This window comes from Nocardia tengchongensis, from assembly GCF_054781395.1.
The window spans coordinates 1,295,303-1,312,152 of record NZ_BAAGUM010000006.1 but is presented as its reverse complement, the minus strand read 5'-3'; the positions used below and the strand labels follow the sequence as shown (position 1 = coordinate 1,312,152).

Below are 16,850 nucleotides of genomic sequence, written 5' to 3'. Positions count from 1 at the left end.
CCTCGGTGTCGGCGCTGGCCACGCTGGCCGACGGCGCGGGCGTCGCGGCCCGGCCGCCGCTGCGCCCGGTCTCCCCGCGCCCGGACCACATCCCGCTCTCGCCCGCACAGCAGCGCATGTGGTTCCTCAACCACTACGCGCGCAGCGAATACGATTCGGCCGCCGACGAATTCGACCCGTCGGCGGTGGACAACATTCCGTTCGCGCTGCGCCTGCGCGGCGACCTGGACACCGCGGCGCTGGCCGCCGCCTTCGCCGACGTGGTCGAGCGCCACGAGTCGCTGCGCACCTACTACCCGGCCGGCGAGCAGGGCCCGGCCCAGATGGTGCTGCCCGCCGCGGCCGTGGACCTGACTCCGCGCGAGGTGCCCGAGGATCAGTTGGTCGCGACCGTACTCGGTTTGGCCGCACAGGGATTCGACGTGACCGCCGAGGTGCCGCTGCGCGCCCGGCTGCTGCGCTCGGGCCCCGGCGACCACACCCTGGTCGTGGTGGCGCACCACATCGCCGCCGACGGCGCCTCGATCGGCCCGATGGTGCGCGACCTGGTGGTGGCCTATGTGGCCCGCCAGTCCGGTCAGCGCCCGCAGTACGAGCCGCTGGCCGTGCAGTACGCCGACTACGCGCTGTGGCAGCGGGAATGGATGGGCGACGAGGCCGATCCGGAATCGGTGTCGGCGCGCCAGATCGCCTTCTGGGCCCAGGAACTCGACGAGCTGCCCGCGCAGCTGGACCTGCCCGCCGATCGCCCCCGGCCCGCCGCCTCCAGCGGCCGCGGCGCGATCCTCGAGACGGTGCTCGACGCCGACCTGCGCGCCGCGGTGGACAAGCTGGCCGCCGCGCACCGCGCCACCCCGTTCATGGTGCTGCACGCCGCGCTGGCCGCGGTGCTGGCCCGGCTGTCGAACACCGCCGACATCGCGATCGGCACCCCGGTCGCCGGTCGCGGCGACGAGGCGCTCGACGACCTGGTCGGCATGTTCGTCAACACCCTGGTGCTGCGCACCGAGGTGCGCGGCGCGGATTCCTTCGGCGACCTCATCGCCCATGTGCGCGACCGGGATCTGCGCGCCTTCGCCCACCGGGACGTCCCCTTCGAGCGTCTGGTCGAGGTGCTCAACCCGCCGCGCGCCCGCAACCGCCACCCGCTGTTCCAGGTCGCGCTGTTCATGCAGAACCTCGGCGACCTGACCGCCGGACTGCCCGGCCTGGCGGCCGAGGAGCTGGACTTCGATCCAGGCATCGCCAAGTTCGACCTGCAGCTCACCGTCAACACCGCCGGTGAGGGCTACCGCGTCGAATACACCTACGCCACCGACCTTTTCGACGACCACACGGTGCGCGAGTTCGCGGCCAAGTTCACCCGCCTGCTGACCGCGGCCACCGCGGACGCCACCGTCGCGGTCGGCGACATCGACCTGCTCGACGCCGGGGAATACGACTACGTCACCTCGAGCTGGAACGCCACCGGCTCCCGGGTCCCGGATCTGTTCCTGCACCAGGGTTTCGACGCCCAGGTCGCGCGCAGCCCGAAGGCCCGCGCGCTGGTCTTCGGCGACACCGAACTGACCTACGCCGAGTTCTCGGAGCGGGCGAATCAGCTCGCCCGCCACCTGATCGCCGCCGGCGTGGGCCCGGAATCCCTGGTCGTGCTGGCCATGGCACGCTCGGTGGAGCTGGTCGTCGCCATGTACGCCGTGCTGCGCGCCGGCGGCGCGTACGTGCCGGTGGATCCCTCGCACCCGGCCGAGCGCATCGGCCACATCCTCGCCACCGCGGGCCCGCACTCGGTGCTCACCACCCGCCGCGACGGTTTCACGCTGCCCGAAACCATCGACGTGCCCCTGCATCACCTCGACGAGCTGGAGCTGGGGGAGTACTCCGCGGCCAAGATCGGCGACAAGGAGCGGCGCGGGATCCTGCATCCCGACCACCCGGCCTACGTGCTGTTCACCTCCGGCTCCACCGGCAAGCCCAAGGGCGTCGCGGTCACCCACCGCGCCATCGCCAACCAGCTGGCCTGGATGCAGGCCGAGTACGGCATCCGCGGCCAGGACGTCTACCTGCAGAAGACCGCCACCACCTTCGACGTCTCGCTGTGGGGCTACTTCCTGCCGCTGCGCGCCGGCGCGACCCTGGTGGTCGCCACTCCCGACGGCCACCGCGACCCGCGCTACATCGCCGAAACCATTGCCCGGCACCAGGTCACGCTGACCGACTTCGTGCCGTCCATGCTGTCGGTGTTCGCGGCGCACGCCGAGGCCGGCGAACTCGACTCGCTGCGCGACGTCTTCGTCATCGGCGAGGCGCTGCCGCCCGAGACCGTCACCGCCTTCTGGGCGGTCAGCGACGCCGGTGTGCACAACCTGTACGGCCCCACCGAGGCCGCAGTGTCCATCACCTTCCGGGAGGCGCACCGCTCCGACACCCTCGCCGTCCCGATCGGTGAGCCGGAGTGGAACTCCCAGGTGTTCGTGCTGGATTCGCGCCTGCACCCGGTCGCCATCGGCGTGCCCGGCGAGCTGTACCTGGCCGGCACCCAGCTGGCCCGCGGCTACCACAGCCGCTTCGACCTGACCTCGGATCGCTTCGTGGCCAACCCCTTCGGCCGGCCCGGCGAGCGCATGTACCGCACCGGCGACCTGGTGAAGTGGACCGAGGACGGCGAGCTGGTCTACCTCGAGCGCCTGGACTTCCAGATCAAGTTCCGCGGCCAGCGCATCGAACTGGCCGAGATCGAGAGCGCGCTGCTGCTGGCCCCCGAGGTGGCCCAGGCCGCGGTTCGCCTGATCAGCGCTGACGCCGGTGACTTCCTGGCCGGCTACGTGGTGCCGGCCCCCGGTGTCGAGCTGGACCCGGAAACCCTGCGCGAGGGCCTGACCCGGGTGCTGCCGCCCTACATGGTGCCGACCGCCCTGACCGCGCTGACCGAACTGCCGCTCAACTCCAGCGGCAAGCTGGACCGCAAGGCGCTGCCCGTTCCGGAGCTGCGCGCCAAGACCTTCCGTGAGCCCGTGGACCCCGCGCAGCGACTGGTGGCGGCCGTGTTCGCCGAGGTGCTGAACGCCGAGCGGACCGGTCTCGACGACGACTTCTTCGCCCTCGGCGGCAGTTCGCTGGACGCCGCCCGGGTCACCTCGCGCATCGGCGCGGAGCTCGGCTCGCGGGTGCCGGTGCGCCTGTTGTTCGAGTTCTCCACCGTGGAGGGCCTGGCCGCCGCGCTGGTCGCCGCGAATCCCGATGCGGCCCGGCCGATGCTGGCCGCCCGCCCGCGCCCGGAGCGCATCCCGCTCTCGCCCGCCCAGCAGCGCCTGTGGTTCCTCAACCGCATCGAGGCCGAGGACGGCGAACACAGCGTCTACAACCTGCCGATGGTGCTGCGCCTGCGCGGCGAGCTGAACATCGCCGCCCTCGAGCAGGCCACCCTGGACGTGCTGGCCCGCCACGAATCCCTGCGCACCAGCTACCCGGACTCCGAAGCCGGTCCGTACCAGCAGATCCTGGACGTCGAGGACATCGGCCTGAGCCTGAGCCCGGTGCCGGTCACCGCCGCCGAGGTGACCGGGGCGATCACCGCCTTCGCCACCGCGGGATTCGATGTCACCGCCGAGCTGCCTTCGCGCATCGCGCTTTTCATGGTCGACGACGAGGCCGCCACTGAGACCGAGTACGTGCTGGCCGTGGTCGTGCACCACATCGCCGCCGACGCCTTGTCGCTGGAACCGCTCATCGGCGACCTGATGCGCTCCTACCTGGCCCGGGTCGCCGGCCAGGAGCCCGGCTGGGAACCGCTGGCCGTGCAGTACGCCGACTACAGCCTCTGGCAGCACGAACTGCTCGGCGACGCCGCCCAGTCCGGCACCGTCGCCCACCAGCAGATCGAGTTCTGGCGCGAGACCCTGGCCGGCCTGCCGCCGCAGCTGACCCTCCCGGCCGACCGCCCCCGTCCCGCCGTCGCCACCAATGCCGGTGCGGCCGTGCCGTTCTCGGTCGACGAGACGGTCGCCGCCGGACTGCGCGAGCTGGCCCGCGCGCACGGCGTCACCATGTTCATGGTCGTGCACGCCGCCTTCGCGGCCCTGCTGGCCCGCAACTCCGGCACCGCCGACATCCCGGTGGCCTCCCCGATCGGCGGCCGCGGCGAGCGCGAACTCGACGCCCTGATCGGCATGTTCGTCAACACCCTGGTGCTGCGCACCCAGGTCGACGCCGACCTGTCCTTCACCGACCTGCTGGCCCGCGTGCGCACCGCCGACCTGGCCGCCTTCGCCAACGCAGAGCTGCCCTTCGAGCGCATCGTGGACGCGCTGGCCGTCGACCGCACCACGGGCGCGCCGCCGCTCGCCCAGGTCATGCTGTCGTTCAACGACGCCCGGATCAACAGCGGCGCAGGCACTTTCGAGCTGCCCGGCCTGGCCGTCACCCCGGTCGAGATCGACGACCCCACCGTCAAGTTCGACCTGCACCTGGTGGTCGGTGAACTCGGCGAACAGGCCGGACTGACCGGCAACCTGCGCTACGCCACCGAACTCTTCGACGCCGCCACCGCGGCCTCGCTCACCGAGCAGTTCGGCCGCCTGCTGGCTGCCGTGGCCGCCGACGCCACCGTCCGGGTCGGCGACATCGAACTGCTCGGCGCCGCCGAACGCGAACTCGTGGTCCGCGGCTGGAACGCCACCGCCTTCGACGTGGACGCCGCGCTCGCGCTGTCTTCGGCCGCGGAGTCGACGACCCTGATCTCGCTCTTCGAGGAGCAGGTCGCCCGCACCCCCGACGCGACCGCGCTCACCTTCGAGGGCACGAGTCTGTCCTACGCCGAGTTGGCGGTGCGCGTGCGGCAGCTGGCGCGCTGGCTGATCAGCGAGGGCGTCGGCCCGGAATCCCTGGTGGCGCTGGGCATGCGCCGCTCCCTCGACCTGGTGATCGGCATGTACGCGGTGTCCGCGGCCGGCGCGGGCTACGTGCCGCTGGACCCCGACCACCCGGCCGAGCGCATCGAGTACATCCTCGAGACCGCCGACCCGGTGACCGTGCTGACCTCCGGCGCCGACCTGCTGCTCGACACCGCCCAGGTGCGGATCGACCTGCTCGACCTGACCGGCATCTCCGACGCGCCGGTCACCGACGCGGATCGCAGTGCCCCGCTGCGGGATTCCAACACCGCCTACGTCATCTTCACCTCCGGCTCCACCGGCCGCCCCAAGGGCGTGGCCGTTGCGCACTCCGCGATCGTCAACCGCCTGGTCTGGGGACAGGCCGCCTACAACCTGACCGCCGCCGACGCGCTGCTGCAGAAGACGCCCGCGACCTTCGACGTGTCGGTCCCGGAATTCTTCTGGCCCCTGCAGGTCGGCGCACGCCTGGTGATCGCCAAGCCCGAGGGGCACACCGACCCGGTCTACATCGCTGAACTCATTGCCCGCGAAGCCATCACGGTCGCCCACTTCGTGCCGTCCATGATGGCAGTCTTCGCGGCGGAGGAGGCCGCCGCGCAGTGCACCTCACTGCGCCTGGTGCTCTCCTCCGGCGAGACGTTGCCCCCGAAGACCGCGCACAAGCTGCGCGAGCTGACCGGTGCGGAAGTACACAACAACTACGGCCCGACCGAGACCGCCGTCGAGGTGACCTATCACCGGGTGGTGGACGCGGACGTGGAAACCGCGCCGATCGGCCGTCCGGTGTTCAACTCGCGGGCGTACGTGCTGGATTCACACCTGCGGCCGGTTCCCGTCGGTGTCGCGGGTGAGCTGTACCTCGCGGGCGACCAGCTGGCGGTGGGCTATGTCGCGCGCCCCGGCCTCACCGCGGATCGCTTCGTGGCCAACCCGTTCGGTGATTCCGAGCGCATGTACCGCTCCGGTGACCTCGTCAAGTGGAACCGGGACGGTGAGCTGGAATACCTGGGCCGCACCGACTTCCAGGTGAAGCTGCGCGGTCTGCGCATCGAACTCGGCGAGATCGAAGCCGCGCTCGTCGCGGAGCCGGCCGTCGCCCAGGCGGCGGTCGTGGTGCACGGTTCGGGCACCGACGCGCAGCTGGTCGCCTACGTGGTGCCCGCTGCGGGCGCGGCCCCCTCGGCGGCGGAGCTGAAAGCCGCTCTGGCGCTGCGACTACCGGTCTACATGGTGCCCGCCGCCTTCATGCTGCTAGACTCCTTCCCGGTCGGCAGCACCGGCAAGATCGACCGCCGCGCGCTGCCCGCGCCGGCCGCCGTCGCCACCGCGTTCCGCGCGACCACCGGTCCCGAGGAGCGGATCGTGGCGGAGGTGTTCGCGTCGCTGCTCGGCATCGAGCGGGCCGGCGCGGACGACGACTTCTTCACCCTGGGTGGCAACTCGCTCATCGCCACCCAGCTGGTGGCGCGCCTGGGCCAGGCCGCGGGCGTGCGGATTCCGCTGCGCGCGGTGTTCGAGGACGCCACCGTGGCCGGTCTGGCCGCCCGCATCCGCGCGGCCGACGCCGAGAACCTGGTGGAGCTGCCGCCGCTGGTCGCCCAGGAGCGCGACGGCGACATCCCGCTGTCCATCGCCCAGCAGCGTCTGTGGTTCCTCAACCGCTTCGATATTCGCGACGGCTACACCATTCCGTTCGCGCTGCGGCTCACCGGCAACCTCAATGTCGAGGCCCTGCGCGCGGCCGTGGCCGACGTGGTGGACCGGCACGAGACCCTGCGCACCATCTACCCCGAGCACGACGGCCAGGCGAGCCAGCTGGTGCTGCCCACCGGCACCCGCCTGATCGACCTGGTGCCCGAGCCCGTCACCTCCGGTGAACTGCCCGGCCTGGTGGAAGCGGTGGCGCGCACCGCCTTCGACGTGACCGTCGAGGTGCCGTTCCGCATCCGACTGCTGGAGCTGACCGACGAACCGGGCGCCTACCTGCTGGTCATGGTGGTGCACCACATCGCCGCCGACGGCTGGTCCTTCGGCCCCCTGACCCGGGACATCGCCACCGCCTATGTGGCCCGCTGCGCCGGCGAGGTCCCCAACCTCGCGCCGCTGCCGGTGCAGTACGCGGACTTCGCGCTGTGGCAGCGCGCCGCCCTCGGCGGCCCCGACGACGCTGATTCCGTACTGGCCCAGCAGCTGGCGCACTGGACCCGCCGACTCAGCGGCGTGCCCGACGTCCTGCCGCTGCCCACCGACCGCCCCCGGCCCGCCGTGGCCAGCGGTCGCGGCGCGGGCTTCACCGGCCGCTTCGACGCCGAATTGCACGCCGCCATCCTGGATTTCGCGGCCGCCCGGCGGGTCACCCCGTTCATGGTGCTGCACACCGCACTGGCGGTCACCCTGGCGCGGCTGTCCGGCACCGGCGACATCGTGATCGGCGCTCCGGTGGCCGGTCGTGGTGACCAGGCCCTCGACGACCTGGTCGGCATGTTCGTCAACACCCTGGTGCTGCGCACCGAGGTGCGGCCGGAAGCGTCGCTGAGCGAACTGCTCACCCAGGTCCGCGACACCGACCTGACCGCCTTCGACCACGCCGTGGTCCCCTTCGAGATGCTGGTCGAAGCGGTGAATCCGGTGCGCTCCCAGGCGCACGCGCCGCTCGCGCAGGTGACGCTGACCCTGCAGAACCACGCCCGGCCCAGCGTCAAGCTCAACCGCCTGACCATCGAGGCGCTCCCGGTCGAGGCCACCGCCACCCAGTTCGACCTGGACTGGACCCTGGCCGAGACCACCGGCGCCGACGGCGCCCCCGACGGCATCGACGTCTACATCACCTACGCCACCGACCTGTTCGACGCCGCCACCATCGGCGGCTTCCAGCAGACCTTCGAGCGCGTGTTGCGGGCCCTGCTCGCCGATCCGCGCACCAATGCCGGCGATGTGACGATCATGTCGGGCGCCGAACGCGGTGTGCTGCTGGTGGATCGCAACGCCACCACCCGCGCGCTGCCCGCCGAGACCCTGGCCGGGCTGCTCGACGCCCGCGCCGCACAGGACCCCGACGTGGACGCGCTGATCTTCGAGGGCGAGCGGGTCGGCTACGCGGACCTGGCCCGGCGCGCGAATCGCCTGGGCCGCCTGCTGATCTCGGCCGGCGTCGGCCCGGACGCCATCGTCGGCGTCACCGCGCAGCGCTCCATCGACATGGTGGTCGCGCTCTACGCCGTCGTGTCCGCGGGCGCCGCCTACGTGCCGGTCGACCCGTCGCATCCGGCCGACCGCATCGCCCACGTGCTCGGCACCTCGAACGCCACCCTGGTACTGACCGTCGGCGGCGCGACCCTGCCCGAACTCGACGGCGTGCGCGTGCTCGACGTCGCCGGGCTGTCGGAATCCGGTGCCCTGGACGGTCTTTCGGACCAGCCGATCACCGACGCCGACCGGCTCGGCGTGCTGCACCCGGACAACCTGGCCTACGTTCTGTACACCTCCGGTTCCACCGGTCTGCCCAAGGGCGTGGCCACCAGCCACCGCGCCATCATGAACCAGCTGCGCTGGCTCGAGGAGCGCTACGGCGTCACCCGCGACGACCGCATCATGCAGCGCGCCCCGCTGGCCTTCGACGTGTCGGTCTGGGAGTGCTTCCTGCCCGCCATGGTCGGTGCGCCCCTGGTGATTCCGCGGCCCGGCCTGCTGGAGCTGGACTACCTGGCCGACCTGATGCTCGAATTCGGCGTCACCATCGCCGAACACGTGCCGTCGGTGCTGGCGGCGCTGATCGCCGAGGGCCACGGCGACGCGCTGAAGTCGTTCCGGCACCTGCACACCGGCGGTGAGGCGCTGCCCGTCGAACTGCTCGGCCGGCTGCGCGAACTGGTCGGCGGCGAGGTGCACAACGCCTACGGCCCGACCGAGGCCGCCATCTCGACCATCTACCACCAGTTCTCCGACGCGGACCCGGATTTCGAGGTTGCCATCGGCCGCCCGAACTGGAACACCCGCGCCTACGTGCTCGACGCCCGCATGCGCCCGGTGCCCATGGGCGTCATCGGCGAGCTCTACCTGGCCGGCGCCCAGCTGGCCCGCGGCTATCAGGGCCGCGGCGCGCTCACCGCCGACCGCTTCGTGGCGGACCCGTTCGGGGTGCCCGGTGCGCGCATGTACCGCACCGGCGACCTGGTGCGCTGGAACCGCTCCGGCGATCTGGTCTACATGGGCCGCAACGACTTCCAGGTGAAGCTGCGCGGTCAGCGCATCGAGCTCGGTGAGATCGAGGCCGCCCTGTCGTCCGCGCCCGGCGTGGCGCACACGGTCGTGCTGCTGGCGAAGGACACCACCGGAGCGGACTGCCTGATCGGCTACGTCTCCGGCGACCAGCTCGACGCCGAGACCGTGCTGGCGCACGCCCGCACCCAGCTGCCCTCCTACATGGTGCCCGCGCACGTCGCGGTGCTGGAGGCGATGCCGCTCACCAGCGTCGGCAAGCTGGACCGGGCGGCCCTGCCCGCCATCGAGTTCACCGCCGCCTCGGTCGCCTACCGCGCACCCGCGCCGGGCGCCGAGACCACGCTGGCCGCGCTGATCGGCGACCTGCTCGGCGGCGTCACCATCGGCGCCGACGACGACTTCTTCGCCCGCGGCGGCAATTCGCTGCTGGCCATGCGCCTGGTGGCGCGCGCCAACGCCGCGTTCGGCGCCGAACTGAGCGTGCGCCAGGTGTTCGAGGCCCCGACCGTGGCCGAACTGGCGACCCGCCTCACCGGCGGCGCGTCCGGGGTGCCGCTGCGGCGGATGCCGCGTCCGGAGCGAATCCCGCTGTCGCCCGCCCAGACTCGCATGTGGCTGCTCAACCGCCTCGACCCCGAGTCCGCGGCCTACAACGTGCCCGCGGCCGTGCGGGTCACCGGCGAGATCGACACCAGCGTGCTCGGCGCGGCCATCGCCGACGTGATCGAGCGGCACGAGGTGCTGCGCACCATCTACCCGGCCGGCGCGGACGGCGTCGGCTACCAGCAGGTCCTGCCCGCGCACGCCGTCACCCCCGAGCTGGAGCTGCGGACCGGCGCCGACGCGGCGGACCTGACCTGGATCGAAGGGTTCGTCGGCCGCGGCTTCGACGTCACCACGTCGGTGCCGTTGCGTGCCGCGCTGATCCGCGAATCCGAGCACAGCCACGTGCTGGTGGTGGTGTTGCACCACATCGCCGGCGACGGCCAGTCGATGGATCCGCTGCTGCGCGACACCATCACGGCCTACCTGTCGCGGGCCGCGGGCACCGCCCCGGCCTGGTCGGAACTGCCCGTGCAGTACGCCGACTTCACCCTGTGGCAGCGGGCGTCGCTGGAACGGATCGGTGAGCGCGAGCTGACCTACTGGACCGAGACGCTGGCGGGGCTGCCCGAGGAACTGCCGCTGCCCACCGACCGGCCGCGGCCGCCCGTCGCCTCCGGGCGTGGCGCGCGCGTGCAGGCTCGACTGGACGGCGGCCTGGCCCTGGCGATCCGCCGGGTCGCGGAGGCGCACGACGCGACTCCGTTCATGGTGTGGCACGCCGCGCTGTCGGTGCTGCTGGCCCGGATGTCCGGGTCGGCCGATGTCGCAATCGGCACCCCGGTCGTGGGCCGCGGCCACGCCGACCTCGACGATCTGGTCGGCATGTTCGTCAACACCCTGGCGTTGCGCACCCGGCCCGAACCCGGCCTCGGCTTCGACGAGCTGCTGGCCCGCACCCGCGCGGTCGACCTGGCCGCCTTCGACCACGCGACCGTGCCGTTCGAGCAGGTGGTGGACGCTCTCGGCGTGCCCCGCACGCCGGCCCGCAATCCGCTGTTCACGGTGGTGCTGAGCTACCTGAACCTGGGCGCGCAGACCTACGGGGTGCCCGGCCTGACCCTGGAGCCGGTCGATTTCGAGCAGCGGGTCGCCCGGTTCGATCTGCAGTTCACCGTGTCCGACGAACCGGACGTCGACGGCCACCTGGCCATCGAATTGAACTACGCCACCGACCTGTTCGACGCCACCACCGCCGCCGACCTGCTGCGCCGGCTGACCCGCATCCTCGGCGCGGTCGCCGCCGACGCCACCGTGCGGGTCGGCGACATCGAGCTGATGTCGCAGGTCGAGCGCGCCGGGATGCTGGATCGGGCCGCGACGCGGCAGGTCACGCAGCGCACCCTGGGCGACTACTTCGCCGAGGCCGCCGCGTGGTTCCCCGACGCCGTCGCGGTGCGCCACCGGGACCGCGAGCTCACCTACCGTGAGCTGGACGCCGAGTCCTCGCGCCTGGCCCGGGTGCTCATCGAGCGCGGCATCGGCGCGGAAGACTATGTCGCCCTGGCGATTCCGCGTTCCGAGCTGACCCTGCTGGCGGTGTGGTCCATCGCCAAGACCGGCGCCGCGTTCGTCCCGGTCGACCCGAACTACCCGGCCGACCGCATCGAGCACATGCTGACCGACTCGGGCGCGACCTTCGGCCTGACCGTCGCCGCGAGCCGCGACCGGCTCTCCGGCACAGCCGAGTGGCTGGTCCTCGACGCACCCGAATTCCGTTCGGCCACCGCGGAAATCGCCACCACCCCGATCGCGGCGAGCGAACTGCGCCGTCCGGTGCGGATCGCCAACCCGGCCTGGATGATCTACACCTCCGGCTCCACCGGCCTGCCCAAGGGCGTCGTCGTCTCGCACGGCGGTGTCGCGGGCATCGCGGTCACCCAGCGCGAGCGCTACCGGGTCGACGGCGACGCGCGCGTCCTGCAGGTGTCCTCCCCGAGCTTCGACGCCTACCCGCTGGAGATCCTGATGGCCACGCCGGTCGGCGCGCGCCTGGTGGTCACCCCGGCCGAGGTGTACGGCGGCGAGGAGCTCACCGCCCTGATGGCCGCCGAGGGCGCGACCCACGCCTTCATCACGCCGTCGGTGCTGCAGACCCTGGACCCCGAACGACTGCGCGAGTTCCGTGAACTCTCCATCGGCGGTGAGGCTTTCGGCCCGGAGACGGTGGCCCGCTGGACCACCGCCACCCGCTCGGTGCACAACGGCTACGGCCCGACCGAGACCACCATCACCTGTCACATCAGTGCGCCGCTGCTGCCGGGCGAACCGGTGGAGCTGGGTGCGTCGGCGGCCGGGATGACCCCGGTTGTGCTCGATGCCCGGCTGCGGCCGGTGCCCGTCGGCGTCACCGGTGAGCTGTACGTGAACGGCCCGGGCGTGGCCCGCGGATACCATGCGCGGCCGGGACTCTCGGCCGAGCGCTTCGTCGCCGACCCGTACGGCGCCCCCGGCGAGCGGCTCTACCGCACCGGCGACCTGGTGCGCTGGGTGGATCGGGCCGGTCGCCGCACCCTCGAATACGTGGGCCGCGCCGACCACCAGGTGAAGGTGCGCGGTCTGCGCATCGAGCTCGGCGAGATCGACGCCGCGCTGACCGCCCACGAGACGGTCGAATTCGCGGTCACCCTCGGCCACACCGACGCCGCCGGCGCGGTGGCGCTGGTGTCGTACGTGGTGCCCGCGCCGGGCCGCACCGTCGACGTCGACGAGTTGGTGGCCCACGCCGGCCGCTCGCTGGCCGCGTACATGGTGCCCGCCGCGGTCATGGTGCTCGACCGGATCCCGCTGACCCCGGTCGGCAAGCTGGACCGGAACGCGCTGCCGGAGCCCGTCTTCCGCACCGCCGAATTCGTCGCCCCGCGCACCGAGGCCGAGCGCACCGTCGCCGGTATCGTCGCCGCGGTGCTCGGCCTCGACGACACGGCCCGGGTCGGTCTGGCGGACGACTTCTTCGCCCTCGGCGGCAACTCGCTCACCGCCACCCAGGTGGCCGCGCGACTGAGCGCCGCGTTCGGCGCGCAGGTGCCGGTGCGGACGGTGTTCGAGCACTCGAACGTGGAGGCGCTGGCCGCCGCCGCGCTCGCGGCCGACCCGAACGCCCCGGTCCGCCCGCCGCTGCTGCCCCGCACCGGGGACGGCCCGGTGCCGGTTTCGCCCGCGCAGCAACGCATCTGGTTCCTCAACCGGCTGGATCCGGACTCCACCGCCTACAACATCCCGCTCCCGATCCGCCTGACCGGACCGCTGGACGTGGCGGCCCTGCAGGCCGCGATCGCCGACGTGGTGGTTCGCCACGAGGTGCTGCGCACCGTCTACCCGGAGACGGCAACGGGCCCCGCGCAGGTGGTGCTGCCCGCCGCCGCGGTCGCGGAACTGCCCGCACTGCAAGCGATTCCGGTCACCGAGGCGACCGTCGTCGCCGCGGTCACCGGACTGATCGGCCAGGGCTTCGACGTCACCGCGGCCGTCCCGCTGCGGGCGGCGCTGTACGAGCTGGCTCCCGAGGATCACGTCTTCGTCGTGGTCATGCACCACATCGCGGGTGACGGCACCTCGCTGGCCCCGCTGGCCCGCGACGTCATGACCGCGTACGCGGCCCGCAAGTCGGGTGTCGCACCGGCCTGGACGCCGTTGCCGGTGCAGTACTCGGACTTCGCGGTCTGGCAGCGTGAGGTGCTGGGCGCCGAGGACGATCCGGCCTCGCTGATCTCGCGCCAGCTCGGCTTCTGGACCGAGCGCCTGGCCGGACTGCCGCCGCTGCTCGCCCTTCCGACCGACCGGCCCCGGCCGGTGGTGCTGGAGACCGCGGGCCGGCGCGTCGACTTCACCGTCGACGCCGAAACCCACACCGCCCTCACCGAATTGGGCCGGGCGCACGGGGCCACCCTGTTCATGACCGTGCACGCGGCCTTCGCGACCCTGCTGTCTCGGCTCACCGGTTCGGCCGATATCGCGGTCGGCACCCCGGTCGCCGGGCGCGACGACGCCGCGCTGGACGACCTGGTCGGCATGTTCGTCAACACGCTGGTGCTGCGCACCGGCATCGACCCGGCCGAGGGCTTCGACGCGCTGCTGCGCCGGGTCCGGGCCGAGGACGTCGCCGCTTTCGGCAACGCGGACGTGCCCTTCGAGCGTCTGGTCGAGGTGCTCAAGCCGGAGCGCTCCACCGCGCGTCACCCGCTGGTGCAGGTCGGCTTCTCCTTCAACAACCAGCAGCCGGCCGCCTTCGACCTGGACGGGCTCACCGTCGCCGCCGTCGAATTCGACAGCGACGTCACCCAGTTCGATCTGCACCTGGTGATCGTGGACAGCTACGACGCCGACGGCACGCCCGCCGGCCTGACCGCGACCATGACCTACGCGACCGCACTGTTCGACGCCGCCACCGTGGAGTCCTTCGTGCGCCGCTTCCAGCGGGTGCTCGGCGCGGTGCTCGCCGACGCGACGGTGCCGACCGGCGACATCGACATCCTCGAGGCCGACGAGCGCACGCTCATCCTCGAGGAGTGGAACGACTCCGCGGTCAGCTTCGGCGTCGCACCCGAACCCACCCTGGTCTCGCTGTTCGACGCGGCCGTGGCCGCCAACCCGGACCGCGTCGCCCTGATCGAGGACGGCGCGGGCCGACCGGAGCTCACCTACGCCGAACTCGACGCGCGCGTGAACCGCCTGGCGCGCTTCCTGATCGAACGCGGCGTCAGCCCGCACGACACGGTCGCGCTGGCGCTGCCGCGCTCCGCGGACCTGGTCGTGGCGATCTACGCGGTGATCAAGACCGGCGCGGCGTACGTGCCGGTCGACCCGGCGCAGCCGGGGGAGCGGATCGCCCACATCCTCGACACCGCGCGGCCCGCCCTGGTGCTGACCGCGTCGGATCTGGCTGTGGACGAGTCGATTCCGGCCGTGCGCCTGGCCGAGCTCGAGTTCGAACTCGGCGGGTACGCGTCCGGGCCGATCGCCGCGTGGGAACGCCGGGGCCGCCTGGTCGCCGGGAGCACCGCGTACGTCATCTTCACCTCCGGCTCCACCGGCCGCCCCAAGGGCGTGGCGGTGTCGCACAAGTCGATCGTCAACCGGCTGGTGTGGATGCAGTCCGAATACCGGCTCACCGCCGACGACGTGGTGCTGCAGAAGACCCCGGCCACCTTCGACGTGTCGGTGTGGGAGTTCTTCTGGCCCTTGCAGGTCGGCGCGCGTCTGGTGGTGGCGTCCCCCGAGGGTCACCGCGACCCGGGCTACCTGGCCCGCCTGATCGGCGACGAAGCGGTCACCACCGTGCACTTCGTGCCCTCGATGCTGGCGGCCTTCGTGGCCGAGCCCGCGGCGGCCGGCTGCACCGGGCTGCGCAAGGTCTTCGCCTCCGGTGAAGCGTTGCCCGGCGGCGTGGCCCAACGGCTGCGCGCGCTGACCGGCGCGGAGCTGCACAACCTGTACGGCCCGACCGAGGCCGCGGTCGACGTCACCTACCACCAGGTGGTCGACGCCGACATCGATACCGTGCCGATCGGCCGCCCGGTGTTCAACACCGAGGTCTACGTGCTGGATTCGCGGTTGCAGCCGGTTCCGGCCGGCGTCGCCGGCGAGCTGTACCTGGCAGGTGACCAGCTCGCCACCGGGTATGTGGCCCGTCCGGACCTCACTTCGGATCGCTTCGTGGCCAATCCCTTCGGTTCGGGCGAGCGCATGTACCGCACCGGTGACCTGGTCAAGTGGAACCGCGACGGCGAACTCGAGTACTTGGGTCGCACCGACTTCCAGGTGAAGCTGCGCGGCCTGCGCATCGAGCTGGGCGAGGTCGAGACGGCGCTGACCGCGCTGCCCGGCATCGAACAGGCCGTGGTCGTGGTGTGGCCGGGGCAGGACAGCGGCGGCGAGCACCTGGTCGCCTACGTCGTGCCCGCCGCGGGCGCCGCGGCGCCGGACACCGACGGTCTGCGCCGCGCGCTCGCGCAGCGCCTGCCGTCGTACATGGTGCCGTCGGCGTTCGTGACCCTGGCGGCGCTGCCGCTCAACCCGTCCGGCAAGCTGGACCGCCGGGCGCTGCCCGCTCCGGAGTTCGCGGCCCGCGAATTCCGGGCTCCGGCAACGGAGTTGGAGGCCACCGTGTGCGCCGCCTTCGCCGAGGTGCTGGGCGTCGAGCGGGTCGGTCTGGACGACAACTTCTTCGAGCTCGGCGGCACCTCGCTGGTCGCGGCCCGGTTGGCGTCACGACTCGGTGAGCTGCTCGGCACGCCGGTTCCGGTGCTGTTGCTGTTCACCGCCTTCACCCCGGGCGAGCTGGCCCGGGAACTGGAGTCGGCGAACGGCGCCGCCGCGGAGGCCGCGCTCGACGTGCTGCTCCCGCTGCGGCGGGAGGGCAGTGCGGAACCGCTGTTCTGCATCCACCCGGTCGGCGGCATCTCCTGGTCCTTCGCGGGCCTGGGCGCCTACCTGGACTCGGACCGCCCGATCTACGGGCTGCAGTCGCCCGCGCTGAAAGCCGGTGGCGTGCTGCCGGACTCGATCGAGGACTGGGCCGACGTGTACGTGGCCGCGATCCGGTCGGTGCAGCCGTCCGGGCCGTACCACCTGCTCGGCTGGTCGCTGGGCGGCGTGCTCGCGCACGCGGTCGCGGTGCGGCTGCAGGGCGACGGCGAGCAGGTCGCCATGCTGGCCATGCTCGACAGTCACCTGGCCCCGGCCGGAGTCCGGGCGGTCGCGCACGATTCCGGCGCGGCCCTGGCCGAGGTGCGGGAACTGCTGGGCAGCCTGCTCGGCGACCGCGCCGGCGAACTGGACCTCGGCACCGTCACCCAACCGTCCGAGCTCGCGGCCCGCCTGGTCGCGCTGCCGGATCAGGGTGACGGCTGGAGCCTGGCGGCCCTGGGCGTCGACCGGATCACCGGGATCCTGGCATCGAGCCTGCGCTCGATGGATCTGGCCCAGGCCTACCGTCCGGCTCGATTCCACGGCGACATCACGTATTTCACCGCGGCTCTGGAGGTGCCGGCCCTGGCCGGCGCCGCCGGCTGGACCGCCGCCGTCGACGGCACGGTCCACGAGCACGCGGTCGCGGCAACCCATTGGCAGATGACCTCGCCGGAGGCACTCGCGCCCGTCGCGCGGACGCTGAACGCACTGTGGCGCTGA

At 72.4% G+C, this 16,850-nt stretch carries 1 protein-coding gene (cut by a window edge); it reads left to right on the top strand.

From position 1 onward, the window contains the following. Positions 1-16,850: the 3' portion of a non-ribosomal peptide synthase/polyketide synthase gene (locus tag ACYVKL_RS16965; protein WP_379164443.1), read on the top strand. The gene continues 2,122 nt to the left of window position 1, outside the view; 16,850 of the gene's 18,972 nt are visible here — the last part of the coding sequence; its start codon lies off the left edge, out of view; its stop codon occupies positions 16,848-16,850.